Consider the following 14,317-nt stretch of genomic DNA (forward strand, 5'->3'; position numbering starts at 1 on the left):
ATGAAAGAATTCTGGCATGTTATCCTTGCCTCTCCACCGTACCAGAGCCTGACGTACGGTCTTCCTGATTATTTCCCGGATCCGCTGCCGGGTATGCGTGTTCTCGTGCCTTTGGGGCGTGGACACAGGGTGGGTATTGTTTCCGGTGCGGCTAGCGCTGCCCCCGCAGGAGTCAGGGTCAAGCCCATGCTCTGGCCTTTGGAGCACAAGCCGGTCCTGGACGACCATTATATGAGCCTGGTGCGCACATTGGCCGCACGGAACATGGAGCCGGAAGGGCGCGTGCTGGAGAATCTGTTGCCCCACGGCATGCGAAAGGCGTCGGTTTCCTTACATGTGGAGCGGGATTCGGCCAGCAGCCCGTTTCCGGCCACACTCAAGCCACCTGCGCTTGCCGCAATGGATGAAAGCGCACGACAGCAGCTCATGGATTTGTGGCATAGCGGAAAAATGCGTGCCCGTTTCAATATAAAGAAAGACGAGCAGGAACGTTTCGTTCGTCTGTTGGTTGATCCTCCGTGGCCTGTGCGCCCCAATGCGCGGCGGCAGATAAATTTGCTGGAACATCTTTTCGACAAAGGACCGCAGAGCCTGCATGCGCTCAAATATTCCTTGGGGAATTGGGCCGCGGACACTGCCTTGCGATTGGAAACGGCCGGTTTGCTGAACGTTGGTGCGTTGACATCGGACATGATCGATCTCGTGGATTCGGTGCAGTGCGAAGCGGAAGCCCCGGATTTTACTCATGAGCTGACCCGGGAACAGCAAGGTGCTTTTGAAACCCTGAGCACCGCGCTTAACACCGGTCAGGCTGCCACGCATCTGGTGCATGGCGTTACAGGGAGTGGTAAAACATACCTTTACCTGAGGCTTGCCGCACAATGCCTCGAAGCTGGCCGTTCAGTCATGTTGCTGGCCCCGGAAGTTGCTCTGGCGTGCCAGTTGGCAAAAGCTGCCGCGGCTGCGTTTCCCGGCAGAAAAATTTATTTTCATCATGGATACCAGAGTCCTCGCAAACGTGAATCCACGTTCATGGAACTGGCTGATTCGGATCAGGCTGCTGTTGTGGTGGGAACGCGTTCCAGTCTTTTTTTGCCTGTTCGCAACGTGGGGCTTGTTGTTTTGGACGAAGAGCACGACGAATCCTACAAACAGGAAGAGCGTATGCCCTACCAAGCCAAGGAAGTGGCTTGGTTTCGCGCCCGTTTGTGGGGCGCACTCATGATTCTGGGGTCTGCAACCCCTGACGTGAAAACCTACCATGCAGCCAAGCAGGGCGGCGTGCCGGTTTCCGTGCTGCGGGACCGTATCGGCACGAGTGTCCTGCCCGAGGTCTCTCTGGTTGCCATGGACGGCAAAAAGGATCGGGAACAGCCGTTTGCGCCTCAGACCGTGCAGGCCTTGCAACGGGTTGTCGAGGCGGGGGAACAGGCCATTGTCATGCTTAACCGCAGAGGCTACGCGCCACTGATGTATTGCGTTGACTGCGCCCAGGTGGTGCGTTGCCCCGATTGTGAGGTCGGCATGACGTTTCACAAGGGACGCGAGCGAGTGGTTTGTCATTACTGCGGCCGTCATCAGTCATATCCACTGCTGTGCTCCAAGTGTGGCGGCGGGAATTTTATTCCCATGGGCGAAGGCACCGAGCGTCTTGAGGAGCAACTTGAGGCCATGCTTCCCGATGGAACGGGGATTTTGCGTCTGGACAGGGATTCCACACGCAGACAGGAACGGATGGAAGAAATTCTGGATGAGTTCGGTCGGGGCGAGGCCCAGATTCTGGTCGGAACGCAGATGCTTTCCAAGGGACATCATTTCCCCGGGGTGACACTGGTTGTGGTGACGGATGGCGATCTGGGCTTGAATCTACCGGATTATCGGGCCTCGGAGCGTACTTTTCAGTTGCTTGTCCAGGTGGCTGGGCGTGCCGGCAGAGGCACACGTTCCGGAAAGGTGCTCATTCAGACACGCAACCCCGGTCACCCCATCTGGCAGGAAGTTCTTGCTGCCGACTATGAAGGCTTTTTTGCGCGGGAAATTGAAAAACGTCGTTCCTTTGGTTATCCGCCGTTCAGCAAACTGGGCCTGATTCGCATGAGCTTTCCTGCGGACTGGGAACAGGGTGCGCGAACGGTTATGGAATTTTCAGCTCATTTGCGGACTCTGGCCGCCCGTCTGGATGTTGTGGTCCTGGGACCGGCCCCTGCACCCCTCGCCATGTTGCGGGGACGCCGACGTTTTAATTGTTTGCTCAAGGCTGGGGACTGGCCTGCTGTCCGCCAGTTGTTTGCCGCATTGCGGGATGCCAATCCTGCCACGGCCAAGATACGCATGAGTCTGGACCTTGATCCCGTGAGCATGTTGTAGCATGGTTTGCGGCGTTCATGCGGTGTGCACAATCTCGACACCGGAATGATTGAAAGCTACAGTTTCATTTAAATCTGTAAACAACGGATCACACGATATGAAACGATTACTTTTACTCGTGACCCTGACAGGCCTGTTGTGCATGGCCGTGACTCCCGCCTTTGCCCGGGTGGGATTCATCAACCCGCAGCGGGTGGTCAATGAGTCCAAGATAGGACGCACGGCTCAGGAAGATCTGGCCCGTCTCGGTCGGATCAAGGATAAGCGCATCAATATCAGTGCCGAACGAATCAAGTCCATGCGCGCCGAGGTTGACAAGGGCATGCTTTCCGTTTCGCAGCAGAAAGTGCGTGAGGATGACATTGAAGCGGCTCTGGCGCGTCACAAGCTGCTTATTGAGCAGAGCAACCGTTCCATTCGGGATCAGGAAAATCAGTTGATTCAGTTCATCATGAGAAAGGCAGATAAAATATTGCGCCGGATTGCCGCCGGTGGCGGATTTACCTTGGTGTTGACCGACCCCGAGGCCATCGGGTTCATCGCTCCGGAAGTGGACCTGACGGACAGGGTTATCGAGGCCCTGAACAATGAAATGTAGGGGGGCGGTCATGCGACGTGCAGTTATCCTGACCTTATGGATGGTTTTGTTGTGTGCTGCGGCGGCCAGTGCCGCCGAATTTGGTGAGATTCGTTATCCGGACAGAACGTTGAATCTTCGCGTGGAACGCTCGCCCAAGGCCGAGTGGGTGGGAATTCTTCAGGCTGGCCAACCTGTTCGCGTGGCCTACCTGAAAGACGGCTGGGTTGCTGTTTTCGAACCCTATATGAAGACGCGGGATTCGGTTAAGGTGGCCGGGTATGCCAATGTGAAATACCTCAATAAAAAACGCAGCAAGGTTGAAGAGAAGTCCTGGGGGGCCGTGATGCATCCGCGCACAGCTGTCAACATCCGCTCCAAACGGAATGCCAGATCCTCGAAAATGGGGAAACTTGTTCCGGGGACCAACGTCCGGGTGGATTTTCCCGAGGACGGATGGGTGGCCGTGCTGGAAGACCGCGCGACCATTCGCAGCAAGCTCAATGTCCGTGGGTTCGTCAAGTCGACGTATCTTCTGCCCGGGCCCGTAGCAGGTACCGCTCGTAAACCGGCTTCCAGTCCCGAGGCTGTGCAGACAACACCACCAGCCACAGGCGAAGGGCAGGTTCGCGGTTCCGTTGCTCCTGCACCGAAAACCCAAAAAGCCGAGAAGGCTGAGGAACATGCCGTTTCCGACACGCAAGATCGTGAGGCCAAGGCACAGACTCCGGTCAAGCCGTGGGGAACGGTGATTACGGCGAAGCACAAGGTTCGCATTCGTAAGGAACGATCAATGACTTCGCATTTTGTGAAAACCGTTGCCGCGGGCGAACGGATAAAGATCGACTTTCCGAAAAATGGCTGGTTTGCCGTTTTCGAGCCCGATGCAACGGTCCGTTCGGAACAGCGGGCTTTGGGATATGTTTTGGCCGAGCATTTGAAAAAAGGCGAGCCTGTTACCGTGACACCCCGGCCTGAGTCCCTCGGGAACGAGGGGGCTAAAGAGGCGCGGCCTGCCAAGCCGATCATTATCAAGCCCGATCCTCTGGCTGCTAGTGCGCGGCCTGCGCCCAAAGGGGACAAATATCTGCATGGCGTCCACTACAAACTGCTGGAAAAGGCTGAAACCTCCCGTAATGGAGTGGATGTTGTGGACATGAAGATTTTTGTGGACGTCAAGCAATTACCCAAGGCGACCATCATGGAGGATTTCGCCAAAAGTCTTTGGAAAGAACATCGCAGAAGCAACAAGCTTCTGGTCATTCATATATTTCTGCCGGAAATGGATCTGGATGACATCTCTTTTATCGAGGCGGTGTATTCGCATGACGAGCCCCTTGAATTCTGGGCGAGGCGAACCGCTCTTTACGGAACGCGGTTCATGGATCAATGATGACGGTGTCCGGGATTTAGCCGTTCATACAGTTTTCGGATTTGGTTTTGCATAAAAAAAGCGCGGCCTCACGGGCCGCGCTTTTCATTTTTCGCTATCCGAGTTCATGACCCAGAACAAGAGGGAATTGGGGGGAAACTCGTTTCCGTTCGGCGTGTGTTTCTTTTTTCGTGGTCATGAACAGGCTTTTGCAACTTTGGCATTCCCAGTGTTTTCCGTGGGGCTGCAAATGGATAAGCAATCCTTCCCGATCATAACATAACTGGCAGAACGGTCCTTTTCGTTCATTGCCGTCTTCAAGCCAGTACTTCTGACCATCGTAGGCAACGTTCTGTGCCAGATCCAGCACATCGGCAACTTCCGTTAATTGTCTTTTGAGTGTGCTGTTTTCATCGCAAAGGGCGATATACTCGTCCTGGAGGGCCTTGAGAAGTAGTGTGCCTTCCTCAATGCGTCCTTCCCTGAAAAGAACCTGAACACGTTTGAACCCGGTGGCTTGAGTGACATCTGCCATGTTTCAATTCCTGTTGCGGTTGGTTATCGTCTACCGTATCGGCGCCATGTACCAATATCTTTAGGGTCTGCGAGGCTATACTGGAATAGTGACGCTGTAGAAGGGGGTTTGACTTTAGTCTTTTTTATAAGTAAACGTTTACTAAACGAGGGGGGGCGACATGACCAAATCAAAGCGTATGAGCGCGGAGGAGCGACGTTCGCAAATACTTGACGTGGCGTTGGATGTTTTTGCCAAAAGAGGCTTCAGCGGTGCGCGGACGCGCGAGGTTGCGGATCTGGCAGGGATCAGCGAAACCCTGATATATCGTCATTTCAAGACCAAGGCCGATTTGTATGACGCGGCATTGCATCATCTGTTCGGGGGGCACCCCATGCGCTTGGAGTTGCAGGACCCCATGCAGCGTAGAGATGACGAGGGAGTTTTTTTTCAGCTGGCATTGCACATGCTCTCGCATACCGCGTATGATCCCCGCATTGTTCGCCTGCACCTTTTTCAGCTGTTGGACGACCGCGTTCAGCCTGTAGAGGAAAGGCATGGTAAGGATAATACGTTGGTTATGCTTACCTCGTATGTGGCAGAGCGCATTGAAGATGGAGCGTTTGCGGGCGAGGACCCCGAATGTATGGCGCGTCTTTTTCATTATATGGTCTACATGGCGGTTACGGATATTCAGATGGGGTTATTGGGCGGTCCCTATTCGGTGGACCCTGAGCGTATGGCCCGGACAATGACCCGGACCTTTTTGAACGGTTTGCGCAGCAGGTAATTTTTTTTGCTGCGATTGTTTGTAAATATTTACTTATCTGAGGAGGAAGTCATGGCTCATGTTTGCCCGGTCTGGGTTGGTCGGCTTTTGGCAAGCCCGATAAGAAGATTGGTTGAAAATCCTGAAAAGATGATGCGTCCGTTCGTGCGCGAGGGCATGGTGGTTCTCGAGCCCGGATGCGGTATGGTTTTTTTTCCATACCCATTGCGCGATTGGTCGGTAAAAATGGAAGTGTGGTCGTGGTAGACGTGCAGCAGGCAATGCTGGACGGAGTTCGAAAGCGTGCCGAAAAGGCTGGCGTTTCAGGAATAATCGATTGTCGGCTGGCGGATGGGAATGAACCGTGCCTGGAAGATCTGAAACAGAATGTGGATTTTATACCTGTGATTCACATGTTGCATGAAACTCCTGATCAGCATGAGTTTCTGTGCACAATGCATAATGCCCTGAAGCCCGGAGGCATCCTGTTGGTGATAGAGCCGGGCGGACATGTTTCTGGTAAGGATTTTGCCGAGGTGCGCAGGACGGCGAAGGAAGTCGGTTTTCGTGAAATTGACAAAAGCGGAAAGCTGCGCGCGGTTTTTCAGAAGCCGGAGTCCGTGCGTCATTGATTTTTTTTCAGTTGTACAGCGCGGGGAGCTATGCTTTTTTCGGGACAACTGAATGACGTTTCAGTTTCGTTGTTGTTTTGTCCTCTCGCCAATGAATGATTTTGCACATGAAAAAAGGACTTGGATTTGTTCCAAGTCCTTGTTTTTTCTCGTGGTAGCGGGGACAAGATTTGAACTTGCGACCTTCGGGTTATGAGCCCGACGAGCTACCGAACTGCTCCACCCCGCGTCATTGAGAAGGGATATCTATGTGGTTTGCATTCAGGTGTCAACCTCTATTTACAAGTTTTTTAAAATTCCGTATCCCTACCCACCTATGACAAACACCAAAAAATTCTCGGTTGTTCTTCCCGTGTTCAATGAGCAGGACAATCTTCAAAAATTGTTTGCTGAGATCCGATGCGCCGCGGATTCCACAGGATGGGAGTGGGAAGCGGTTTTTGTGGACGATTGCAGTACGGACCAGAGCCTTGACGTGATCCGGACCCTTGCCCGGGACAATCGAGAGGTGCGCTTTGTGGCGTTTGAAGGGAATCGTGGTCAATCCGTGGCCTTTTGTGCCGGGTTCGACGCGGCCGATTCCGACGTGATCGTTACCATGGACGCTGACCTGCAGAATGATCCCGGTGATATTCCGGCCATGCTCGCTGCGTTTGGCAACGGTTGCGACATGGTTGTCGGCTGGCGAGCGCGCAGGAAGGATACCTTTTGGAAGCGCATTGCCTCCAGGATCGGCAATGCCGTACGAAACTGGTTTACGGACGATGGTATCCACGACACCGGGTGTTCCCTGAAGGTCATGCGCCGGGATATGCTCATGAATCTGCCGAGGTTCAAGAACATGCATCGCTTTTTCCCCATTCTCATGAAGATGCAGGGTGCCACGATCAGCGAGGTTGTGGTCAACCATCGGGAGCGTCATGCCGGGGTTTCCAAGTACGGCAACTGGCAACGCGCCAAACAGGGTATTTATGACCTTTTCGGGGTGCGCTGGCTCATGACCCGTCAGGTTTCGTATACAGTGCGCGAAAAGAAGTAGGGCGCGGTGAAAATGGTCCTGCCGCAGTTCTGGTGGCTGCTCCTTATCGCCACCTTGGGCCAGCTTGCGTATTTCGTTGCATTCTTCATTTTACGCTGGCGTTCGAAAGACGTACAAGAAATGCCGTTGGCCACGCAGGCTTCGCTGTGGATCGGCGGGTTATGTGGCCTTGGGTACGGTTTCATGCAGAGTGATTTTCTTTTTGTAGTGGGGCAGGCATGTGTTTTGCTCATAGCCATTCGAATGACAAGGAAGAACGGGGCTGAATGAAAAAGATCGACGACGTAGGCCGCATTGGCCTCAGGTCCATGCTCAAGGGCATGCTCATGCTCGCCGTGTTTGCTGCGGCCGTTGTTGCTGCGCGCAAGGCAGGATTGGACGACATGCTCGGCAATACGCAGTGGTTTACCGATCACGTGCTCGGGCGCGGGCCGCTTTCCGTTTTTATCTTTGTGGGTGTGTGCATGGGCTTTTCCGCACTCGGACTGCCCAGACAGCTGCTGGCATTTTTGGGCGGATTCGCCTTTGGCATGCTAGGGGGCGCGTTGCTGGCAACCCTGGGCTGCGGCCTTGGATGTGCTCTTGCTTCAGGATATGCCCGTTTCTTCGGTAAAAAAGGGATTGTCCGGCGTTTTGGCCCGCGCGTTCAAAAAGTTGATCGTTTCCTGAGCCACCAGCCGTTTACCATGGCGCTTGCGCTGCGTCTTTTCCCCTTGGGCAGTAATTTCATCACCAATCTGGCGGCAGGGGTAAGCAGCATTCCGCTTCTGCCGTTCGTGCTTGGCTCATCCATCGGCTATCTGCCGCAGAATTTTATCTTCGCACTGTTTGGGGCGGGCATGAACGCGGAATCCCGTACCGGCGTGATTCTGTCCGTGGGCATGAGCATCGCGCTTTTCGTGGCCTCAGGACTCGTGGGCATGGCCGCATATCGGCGCTATCGTGCCGAGGCTGCCGGTGTCGTAGACGAAGGATGACTATCTTTTGCTGTTCGATGGGATGAAGCGCCTGCATGCAAGCCAGACGGCAACGGCGATTACCGCTCCGAACAACCAGCCACCGACCACGTCCGTGGGGTAGTGCTTGCCCAGATAAACGCGGGAATAGCCTACCACCAGCGGGAGCAGCAAGGGCCATTTTTTCAGAGCGGGCCAGAACAGCATGCTCAGCACGGCCAGACACATGGTGTTGGCACCATGCGCCGAAGGATACGAGGTGCCGTTTTCCTTGGTCTGCTCAAAGTCGGCTGGCCGACGTTCCCATTGGCCGTCTTCCACAAAATATGTGTTGGGCAGGGCGTTGAGCGGCCTGACCCGATGGATGGATTTCTTGATCACATTGGTGCCCAGGTCGGTCATGCCCACGGCGAGCAGCAGCACGGGAATCAGCAACAGGCTGCGGGAACCGTATTTGCGCCATACCCATGCAGCCAGTGGTATCAACAGAACATAAAAGAGCGCGTGGCTGGAAAAAATAGGCATGAGCGTGTCCAGCAGGGGGGCTCTCATGTGCTGGTTGATGGTTTCCTGTATTGTTGCGTCCAGGGCCGGTGTTTTGAAAAACATGCTGTCTCCGTATTTTTCCGAATTTGTAGCGGGCTTTGGCTTCGGGAGCAATAACGCACTTCTTGATTAAGTTCGAAAAATGATTACAAATGGTTGGCGGAGTTTTTAATGCAGGGAACCACCAAAAAAAAAGCACGTATTGCCGTTGTCATGCCCAAGCTGGGCCGTTATGGCGGAGCCGAAGGGTTTGCTTGGCGGCTTGCTGCTGCCCTTGCTGAAAAGGGGCACGACGTGGATTTCATCTGTGCGCGGGTTGAGGAAGAAATACCGTCCGGCGTGCGTCCTGTGGTGGTGGGGCGTTTTGGGCCGTTTCGGTTCATCAAGGTGCTGTGGTTTGCCCTTGCAGCCGAATATGTTCAACGTCGCAATACCTATGATTTGGTTTTTGGCTTGGGCAATACCGTAACCCAGGACATCGCCCGGGTCGGCGGGTGCCCCATACGGGTATTCAACCGACTCTCCATTCGTGCATGGCCCAAGGGTTTTGCACGCTTTCTCAAGGCATTTCGTCGTGCTGTCTCTCCTGCCGGATGGACCATTGCCGCCATTGATTCACTGCGCATGAAACGGGCTGGAACCGTTGTTGCCGTGTCGGACTTCGTTCGGGAGCGTATCCTTGAGGCGCATCCGTATCTTGAGGCGCAGCGGGTCAGGGTCATTTACAACGAACCGGACATATCCCGTTTTGTCCCTGCAACGGATCAGGAGCGGCAGCATTGCAGGGGGGCGCTGGGAATCGGCCCCAATGATGTGGTTGTTGCCACGGCCGGAACCAATTTTATGCTCAAGGGAATCGGGCCGCTGCTCAGGGCCTTGGCCCTGTTGCCGCAGGAGTTCAAGCTTCACGTGGCTGGCGGACGTAATCCGGCTGCTTTTTTGCGGCTTGCGCGCACGCTCGGAGTGGAGGAGCGGGTATGCTTTCATGGCCGTGTTTCGGACATGGTTTCTTTTTATCGGGCTGCGGATGTTTTCGTGCTTGCCTCCTTTTTTGACGCCTGTTCCAATGCCGTGCTTGAAGCCCAGGCCTGTGGTTGCAGGGTTCTCTCCAGTGCCATGAACGGAAGTGCCCGCTTTGTCGATACGAAGTACGTCTTTCCCGACCCTGCCGACCATGCGAACATGGCGAAGCTGATACAGCGAGTCTTTCGGGAACCGGTAGCTGCTCCGCCTGACTGGCCGGATGCCATTGATTCCGGCCTTGGGCCGTATCTTGATCTTGTGGACAATCATCTTAATAACCGCAGGCCGGTGTGAAAATGCTGGATGTCTTGTTCTTGGTGAAAAAACGCCCCGTTTGCGTCCAACAGTCACGAGTGGCTCTATTCATGGATCGGGCCGAGGCCGAAGGTTTGGCCTGCAGCCTGCGAGATGTTCCGGAAAGTGGTCTGCGGCGGTTTTTATTTTTCATGGGGCTGCCCCGTGCCAGACAGATAATCGTTCATGACCTGCTGTTGTCCCGTGCTGAACTGGTGTGGCTCGGTACCCGTGGCGCCCGCATTGTCTTTGATTGTTCCACGGTTTTTCCGGAGAGTCGGCAGGAGCGGTTTGTGCACCAGTGCCGCAGGGCCGGGGTTTGTACCGCGTCGCATCTTGAATTGGCCCGGGTCATGAATCCCCATTGCGAGCGCGTGCGCGTGGTGCCCGAAGGAGTGGATACCGGACGCTTTGTTCCACGCAGTGAAAGTGATTCGGCCTCTCCGCTGCAGGTAGGCATTATGGGGACGCAGGAGACCGCCGGCGCGCTTGATTCTGTGCTGAACCGGTTACAAGGGCTGGCTGGTCCGGTTCAGTTTCAGGTTGTTTCGGAAAAGCCGTATGAAGGTCCTTGCAGTGATTTCGTTTTTTGGGAAAAGCGTTCCGAAGAACGCCTTGTTGCCCAGTTGTGGGGCATGGATGTCGGGGTCGTTCCTTCTGAGGAAAATGATTTATCAAGAAATGTTTCCGAATTATTGCAGTTTATGGCTTGTGGGATTGTTCCGGTGGTCTCTGCCGCGGGGAGCAATGCCGAAGTCGTTGACCATGGTATCGATGGGTTTCTTGTTGACGATCCCAGTGAGTGGGAAAAATATGTAATGCATTTGCTGGATGACCCTGAATTGCGTCAGGCTATGGGCAGAGCGGCCCGAGACAAGGTTGTATCGCGATTTGATAGTGCTGTCGTTGGTCGACAGTTTTGGGAGCCGTGGTAGATTGAACGAAATGATGTGATTGGCCTTGCCGGGATTGCCCGGCTTTTTTTTTGCGAATTAGTAGCATTTATGATATTTTAGTATTCAAATGATGTTACTGTTAAAGAATTAGTGCTCAAAAAGAGTGGTTGGATTTGCCCGTGATGTTTTTTGTGAGGTTGTGCATTTCTGCACAATCGTTAACGAAGGTGGGGTTCTGGGGGCAATGCGAGAAAAAAAAAGCAGGGAAAGTTTTCACAAGCCGAGACATTTCTTGCCTTTAGTTTGCAAATGAAGCTATAAGCAAAGTAATCATACAAACTTCATTCGGTCTTGTGGGGGGATGGTTGCGCTGCCGGATGAAAAGTTCTTGTGACAAGGGGTGTTCATGGAGACCAGGATTGCGGAGTGTCCGGGCGGGGCCGGACTAACCGAAGGCCTCGCAATGGTTTTTCGTCTGTTGCGCGACTGTTGTATTTGTATACGTACTTGCCTTGAAAAAGGGCGGGTATGTATTTTTTCGCGTCAAAACGTTTTTTTTGATTCTCTGCATGCTGTTCGTCTGCCGCGAACCTGTTTCCTGTCCGCGAATGTTTTCCCCTTTGTTGTTCCCTTGCGCGAACCTGTGAAGTCGAGACCGTTGCCGAGGTCTCAGGGTGAAGTGTTGGCCTTTGGCTGAAAGGGGAGGTCCTTGTTGCGCGGCGGCGTATTTATTTGTTTGCAGTCTTAATATTCTGCACATTCGTTGAAAAAAGTGTTTAAAGTTTTTTTATTTGTCTGATATTTAAAAGTTAATTGTACTAATTGCTCTTTGGGAAATGTTGAAAGTTTAACCCTGCTCCCGATGGTGCGGACGTTGTTTTTGGTGAGGGTCGTTGTTAGGCGCTTCATAATGCCGTTGAATCGTCATTAACGTTCCAAACCCGTACGACGCCAGAGGGTAAGAGATGTCCACAAGTGAGATGAAAGTGTTGATCGTCGACGACTCGCAAACAAATTTGGCACTGCTTAACCACCTGCTTTCGGAGCAGGAGTGCGATGTGCTTCAGGCCGCCAACGGGGCTGAAGCGATCGAGCAGGTCAAGGAAAACGAGTTCGCGCTGATCCTTTTGGATATTCAGATGCCGGGGATGAATGGGTACGAAGTTGCCGAAGCCATCAAGTCCATTGATAACGGCCGACACGTTCCGATTATTTTCATAACCGCCATTTTCCAGGATCAGGACAACGTGAAGCTCGGCTATGAAGCCGGGGCCGTCGATTATTTGTTTCGTCCGGTGGATGTGCAGACGCTCAAGAGCAAGGTACAGGTTTTTCTGCAGCTGCATCGACAGAAGGTTCAGCTGCAAAATGAAATCAGGCAACGCGCCGAGGCCGAACGTGCCTTGCGTGCGGCTGAGGAAAAGTTCAGATCGATTTTCGAGCGTGCGGTAGAAGGAATCTTCCAGTGCTCGATGGACGGAACCTTCCGGGAGGCCAACCCTGCCCTGCTGGGCATTTTGGGCTATGACCGTCCGGAAGATTTAATCGGTGTTCCGGGACTCGCCGACAGGCTTATGCATGATGGTGAGCAAAAGAGGCGGTTTTTGGCTTCGCTCCGTAACGACGGCTATGTTTCGAATTTTGAATTTGAGGTCATCCGTCAAGACGGCAAGGTGGTCTGGCTTTCGGAAAGCTCTCGCCTTGTCCGGGATGAAAACGGAGACGAGTTGCTGATCGAAGGGGTGGTGGAAGATGTAACGAGGCGCAAGAGCCGCGAAAAGGAGTTACGTCATCTTGCCACCATAGACAGCCTCACCGGGGTGCCCAACCGGCATGTGTTTTTTGATCGTCTTGAGCACGCCGTTCAGGCTGCAAGACGTTATAAAACAGAACTTGCCGTGTTGTTTGTAGATCTGAATGATTTCAAAAGCGTCAACGATTCCTTCGGACACGGCGTGGGCGACAGGCTTCTTGGCCAGGTCGCAGATCGTTGTCTCGGGAGAATCCGCGCGGCGGATACGTTTGCCCGTATCGGGGGAGACGAGTTTGGCGTGTTGCTTGAGAGGATAGAGGGTGTCGACAGTGTGTCAGCGGTGGCCCGCGGCCTGATTGATGTTCTGGAAAAACCGTTTGAGGTGAACGGCCGGATCATGCGAGTCGGGGCGACCATTGGCATAAGCCTGTATCCCGTCAATGGGGATGATGCAGCCGATCTGCTGAGCAAGGCGGATTCGGCCATGTACATGTCCAAGCGGACGGGAAGTTCCGGGTATGCATTCTACCGTCCGGTACAGTAGCTGATTCTGGCCGTTGGTGCGGCCTGGGACCAGTGTTCAGGTTGGTCGACATCGTTTCGGAGCCGGGTTGGCCGGTTTTGAAAACGGAACGGTTCGTCATACGACCCGTTCGTCAACCGCAAGAGGAACGTTTATGGTCTTCAACTGGTTGCACTTTGCCATCATTTTGTTCTTGCTGGCGGGGGTGTTGTTTGCTGCCGGGCCGTTGCTTCTGGCCTCGCTGCTTGCTCCAAAGGCCCGCGGAGGGGATGTGGGCATGTCGTATGAATGCGGCATGCGTCCCATGGGCAGCCCCTGGGTACGATTCGGCATTTCCTATTACGTCTATGCGCTGATCTTTCTCGCTTTTGACGTGGACGTGCTTTACCTGTTCCCGGTTTCAGTGGCATACCGGGAGGCCGCAGGGTGGCTTCCGTTTGTCAAGGTGTTCATTTTCCTTTTCTTTCTTATTCTTTCCATTGCCTATTTCTGGGCGAAGGGGGTTTTCACATGGCCGAGAAAGATACGTTGAAGCGCCCGGACCTCCTGACCGCCAACGGCAGTTACATGGAAGAGCCGTTGGTCAACGTCGAGTTGGCCCAGGATATCATGGATGTCTGCCGATCCATGTCGCTTTGGCCCATGACCTTCGGACTGGCTTGTTGTGCCATCGAGATGATGGCCACAGGCATGGCGCGATTTGACCTCGCTCGTTTTGGTGCGGAGGTTTTTCGCCCCTCGCCAAGGCAGGCCGACCTCATGATCGTGGCCGGGACCGTGACACACAAGTTCGCGCCGGGCATTGTCCGTCTTTACGAACAGATGCCTGGGCCCAAATGGGTAATCGCCATGGGCAACTGTGCCATTTCCGGCGGTCCCTTCAAATTCAAGGGGCAGTACAATGTGGTTGAAGGAGTGGACAAGCTGATTCCCGTGGACGTTTACGTGCCGGGATGTCCTCCCAGACCGGAAGGACTGCTTGAAGGATTGTTCGAACTGCAACGCAAGATTACCGGCAAACGCTGGTGGCCGGTTGCAAAGCAGGTGGGAGAGTGA

Annotated in this window: 16 protein-coding genes and 1 tRNA gene; 14 read left to right on the forward strand and 3 right to left on the reverse strand. The window is 54.0% G+C overall.

Features of this window, described 5'->3' with window-relative positions:
• The 3 genes from priA to F8A88_RS04285 all read left to right on the forward strand — a co-directional run bounded on the left by priA (window position 1) and on the right by F8A88_RS04285 (window position 4,337).
• Complete coding sequence (priA, locus tag F8A88_RS04275; RefSeq protein ID WP_151149844.1) at window positions 1–2,367, forward strand: replication restart helicase PriA; 2,367 nt, start codon at window positions 1–3, stop codon at window positions 2,365–2,367.
• Window positions 2,368–2,464: 97 nt separating this feature from the next.
• Complete coding sequence (locus F8A88_RS04280) at window positions 2,465–2,965, forward strand: OmpH/Skp family outer membrane protein (RefSeq protein ID WP_151149845.1); 501 nt, start codon at window positions 2,465–2,467, stop codon at window positions 2,963–2,965.
• 10 nt (window positions 2,966–2,975) lie between these two features.
• Window positions 2,976–4,337: an SH3 domain-containing protein gene (locus tag F8A88_RS04285; protein ID WP_151149846.1), complete on the forward strand. Its 1,362-nt coding sequence runs from the start codon at window positions 2,976–2,978 to the stop codon at window positions 4,335–4,337.
• A 94-nt stretch (window positions 4,338–4,431) separates the two neighbouring features.
• Here the strand turns inward: F8A88_RS04285 and F8A88_RS04290 are convergent, their stop codons facing one another.
• Window positions 4,432–4,851 (reverse strand): hypothetical protein, encoded by a 420-nt coding sequence (locus tag F8A88_RS04290; RefSeq protein WP_151149847.1) that lies wholly within the window; start codon window positions 4,849–4,851, stop codon window positions 4,432–4,434.
• A gap of 160 nt (window positions 4,852–5,011) precedes the next feature.
• Here F8A88_RS04290 and F8A88_RS04295 point away from each other — a divergent pair, with 160 nt between their 5' ends.
• From F8A88_RS04295 to F8A88_RS04300, 3 genes are read left to right on the forward strand one after another with little or no spacing between them, the layout of a single operon-like run.
• On the forward strand, window positions 5,012–5,620 hold the full coding sequence (locus F8A88_RS04295; protein WP_151149848.1) for a TetR/AcrR family transcriptional regulator: 609 nt from the start codon (window positions 5,012–5,014) through the stop codon (window positions 5,618–5,620).
• Window positions 5,621–5,671: 51 nt separating this feature from the next.
• Window positions 5,672–5,866 (forward strand): hypothetical protein, encoded by a 195-nt coding sequence (locus F8A88_RS15845; RefSeq protein ID WP_170283761.1) that lies wholly within the window; start codon window positions 5,672–5,674, stop codon window positions 5,864–5,866.
• Window positions 5,860–6,231 carry a class I SAM-dependent methyltransferase gene (locus F8A88_RS04300; RefSeq protein ID WP_241667334.1) on the forward strand — a complete coding sequence of 124 codons (372 nt, stop codon included), beginning with the start codon at window positions 5,860–5,862 and terminating at the stop codon, window positions 6,229–6,231. Before F8A88_RS15845 ends, F8A88_RS04300 begins: the two co-directional genes overlap by 7 nt.
• 152 nt (window positions 6,232–6,383) lie before the next feature.
• Here F8A88_RS04300 and F8A88_RS04305 read toward each other — a convergent pair.
• A tRNA-Met gene (locus F8A88_RS04305) sits at window positions 6,384–6,460 on the reverse strand.
• Window positions 6,461–6,547: 87 nt separating this feature from the next.
• On the opposite strand from F8A88_RS04305, the gene F8A88_RS04310 reads away from it, so the two are divergent.
• From F8A88_RS04310 to F8A88_RS04320, 3 genes are read left to right on the forward strand one after another with little or no spacing between them, the layout of a single operon-like run.
• Window positions 6,548–7,270 carry a glycosyltransferase family 2 protein gene (locus F8A88_RS04310; RefSeq protein WP_151149850.1) on the forward strand — a complete coding sequence of 241 codons (723 nt, stop codon included), beginning with the start codon at window positions 6,548–6,550 and terminating at the stop codon, window positions 7,268–7,270.
• A 6-nt stretch (window positions 7,271–7,276) separates the two neighbouring features.
• The gene (locus tag F8A88_RS04315; RefSeq protein ID WP_421958073.1) at window positions 7,277–7,540 is read left to right on the forward strand and encodes a lipid A biosynthesis domain-containing protein; all 264 of its coding nucleotides are present in this window, start codon (window positions 7,277–7,279) and stop codon (window positions 7,538–7,540) included.
• Window positions 7,537–8,247: a TVP38/TMEM64 family protein gene (locus tag F8A88_RS04320; protein ID WP_151149851.1), complete on the forward strand. Its 711-nt coding sequence runs from the start codon at window positions 7,537–7,539 to the stop codon at window positions 8,245–8,247. Before F8A88_RS04315 ends, F8A88_RS04320 begins: the two co-directional genes overlap by 4 nt.
• Here F8A88_RS04320 and F8A88_RS04325 read toward each other — a convergent pair whose 3' ends face one another.
• Window positions 8,248–8,835, reverse strand: coding sequence for a phosphatase PAP2 family protein (locus F8A88_RS04325; protein WP_151149852.1), 588 nt, complete (start codon window positions 8,833–8,835; stop codon window positions 8,248–8,250). It abuts the gene before it with no gap.
• 108 nt (window positions 8,836–8,943) lie between these two features.
• Here F8A88_RS04325 and F8A88_RS04330 point away from each other — a divergent pair, with 108 nt between their 5' ends.
• The 5 genes from F8A88_RS04330 (at window position 8,944) to F8A88_RS04350 (ending at window position 14,317) form a co-directional block, all read left to right on the forward strand.
• Complete coding sequence (locus tag F8A88_RS04330; protein WP_151149853.1) at window positions 8,944–10,089, forward strand: glycosyltransferase family 4 protein; 1,146 nt, start codon at window positions 8,944–8,946, stop codon at window positions 10,087–10,089.
• Window positions 10,090–10,091: 2 nt separating this feature from the next.
• A complete protein-coding gene (locus F8A88_RS04335) occupies window positions 10,092–11,024 on the forward strand; it encodes a glycosyltransferase family 4 protein (protein ID WP_241667370.1) in 933 nt (310 codons plus the stop codon).
• A gap of 941 nt (window positions 11,025–11,965) precedes the next feature.
• Complete coding sequence (locus F8A88_RS04340) at window positions 11,966–13,282, forward strand: two-component system response regulator (RefSeq protein WP_241667335.1); 1,317 nt, start codon at window positions 11,966–11,968, stop codon at window positions 13,280–13,282.
• 133 nt (window positions 13,283–13,415) lie between these two features.
• Window positions 13,416–13,793: an NADH-quinone oxidoreductase subunit A gene (locus F8A88_RS04345; RefSeq protein ID WP_151149856.1), complete on the forward strand. Its 378-nt coding sequence runs from the start codon at window positions 13,416–13,418 to the stop codon at window positions 13,791–13,793.
• Window positions 13,772–14,317, forward strand: a complete 546-nt coding sequence (locus F8A88_RS04350; protein WP_151149857.1) for an NADH-quinone oxidoreductase subunit B — start codon at window positions 13,772–13,774, stop codon at window positions 14,315–14,317. The genes F8A88_RS04345 and F8A88_RS04350 overlap by 22 nt, the downstream gene beginning before the upstream one ends.

This window comes from Pseudodesulfovibrio senegalensis (genome assembly GCF_008830225.1).
In the GTDB taxonomy this organism is placed as follows: Bacteria; Desulfobacterota; Desulfovibrionia; order Desulfovibrionales; family Desulfovibrionaceae; genus Pseudodesulfovibrio; species Pseudodesulfovibrio senegalensis.

Coding starts and splice junctions, on each gene's coding strand:
- F8A88_RS04310 (WP_151149850.1), top strand. CDS start 6,548: ATGACAAACACCAAAAAATTCTCGGTTGTTCTTCCCGTGTTCAATGAG.
- F8A88_RS04280 (WP_151149845.1), top strand. CDS start 2,465: ATGAAACGATTACTTTTACTCGTGACCCTGACAGGCCTGTTGTGCATG.
- F8A88_RS04320 (WP_151149851.1), top strand. CDS start 7,537: ATGAAAAAGATCGACGACGTAGGCCGCATTGGCCTCAGGTCCATGCTC.
- F8A88_RS04325 (WP_151149852.1), bottom strand. CDS start 8,835: ATGTTTTTCAAAACACCGGCCCTGGACGCAACAATACAGGAAACCATC.
- F8A88_RS15845 (WP_170283761.1), top strand. CDS start 5,672: ATGGCTCATGTTTGCCCGGTCTGGGTTGGTCGGCTTTTGGCAAGCCCG.
- F8A88_RS04285 (WP_151149846.1), top strand. CDS start 2,976: ATGCGACGTGCAGTTATCCTGACCTTATGGATGGTTTTGTTGTGTGCT.
- priA (WP_151149844.1), top strand. CDS start 1: ATGAAAGAATTCTGGCATGTTATCCTTGCCTCTCCACCGTACCAGAGC.
- F8A88_RS04350 (WP_151149857.1), top strand. CDS start 13,772: ATGGCCGAGAAAGATACGTTGAAGCGCCCGGACCTCCTGACCGCCAAC.
- F8A88_RS04290 (WP_151149847.1), bottom strand. CDS start 4,851: ATGGCAGATGTCACTCAAGCCACCGGGTTCAAACGTGTTCAGGTTCTT.
- F8A88_RS04340 (WP_241667335.1), top strand. CDS start 11,966: ATGAAAGTGTTGATCGTCGACGACTCGCAAACAAATTTGGCACTGCTT.
- F8A88_RS04345 (WP_151149856.1), top strand. CDS start 13,416: ATGGTCTTCAACTGGTTGCACTTTGCCATCATTTTGTTCTTGCTGGCG.
- F8A88_RS04335 (WP_241667370.1), top strand. CDS start 10,092: ATGCTGGATGTCTTGTTCTTGGTGAAAAAACGCCCCGTTTGCGTCCAA.
- F8A88_RS04330 (WP_151149853.1), top strand. CDS start 8,944: ATGCAGGGAACCACCAAAAAAAAAGCACGTATTGCCGTTGTCATGCCC.
- F8A88_RS04295 (WP_151149848.1), top strand. CDS start 5,012: ATGACCAAATCAAAGCGTATGAGCGCGGAGGAGCGACGTTCGCAAATA.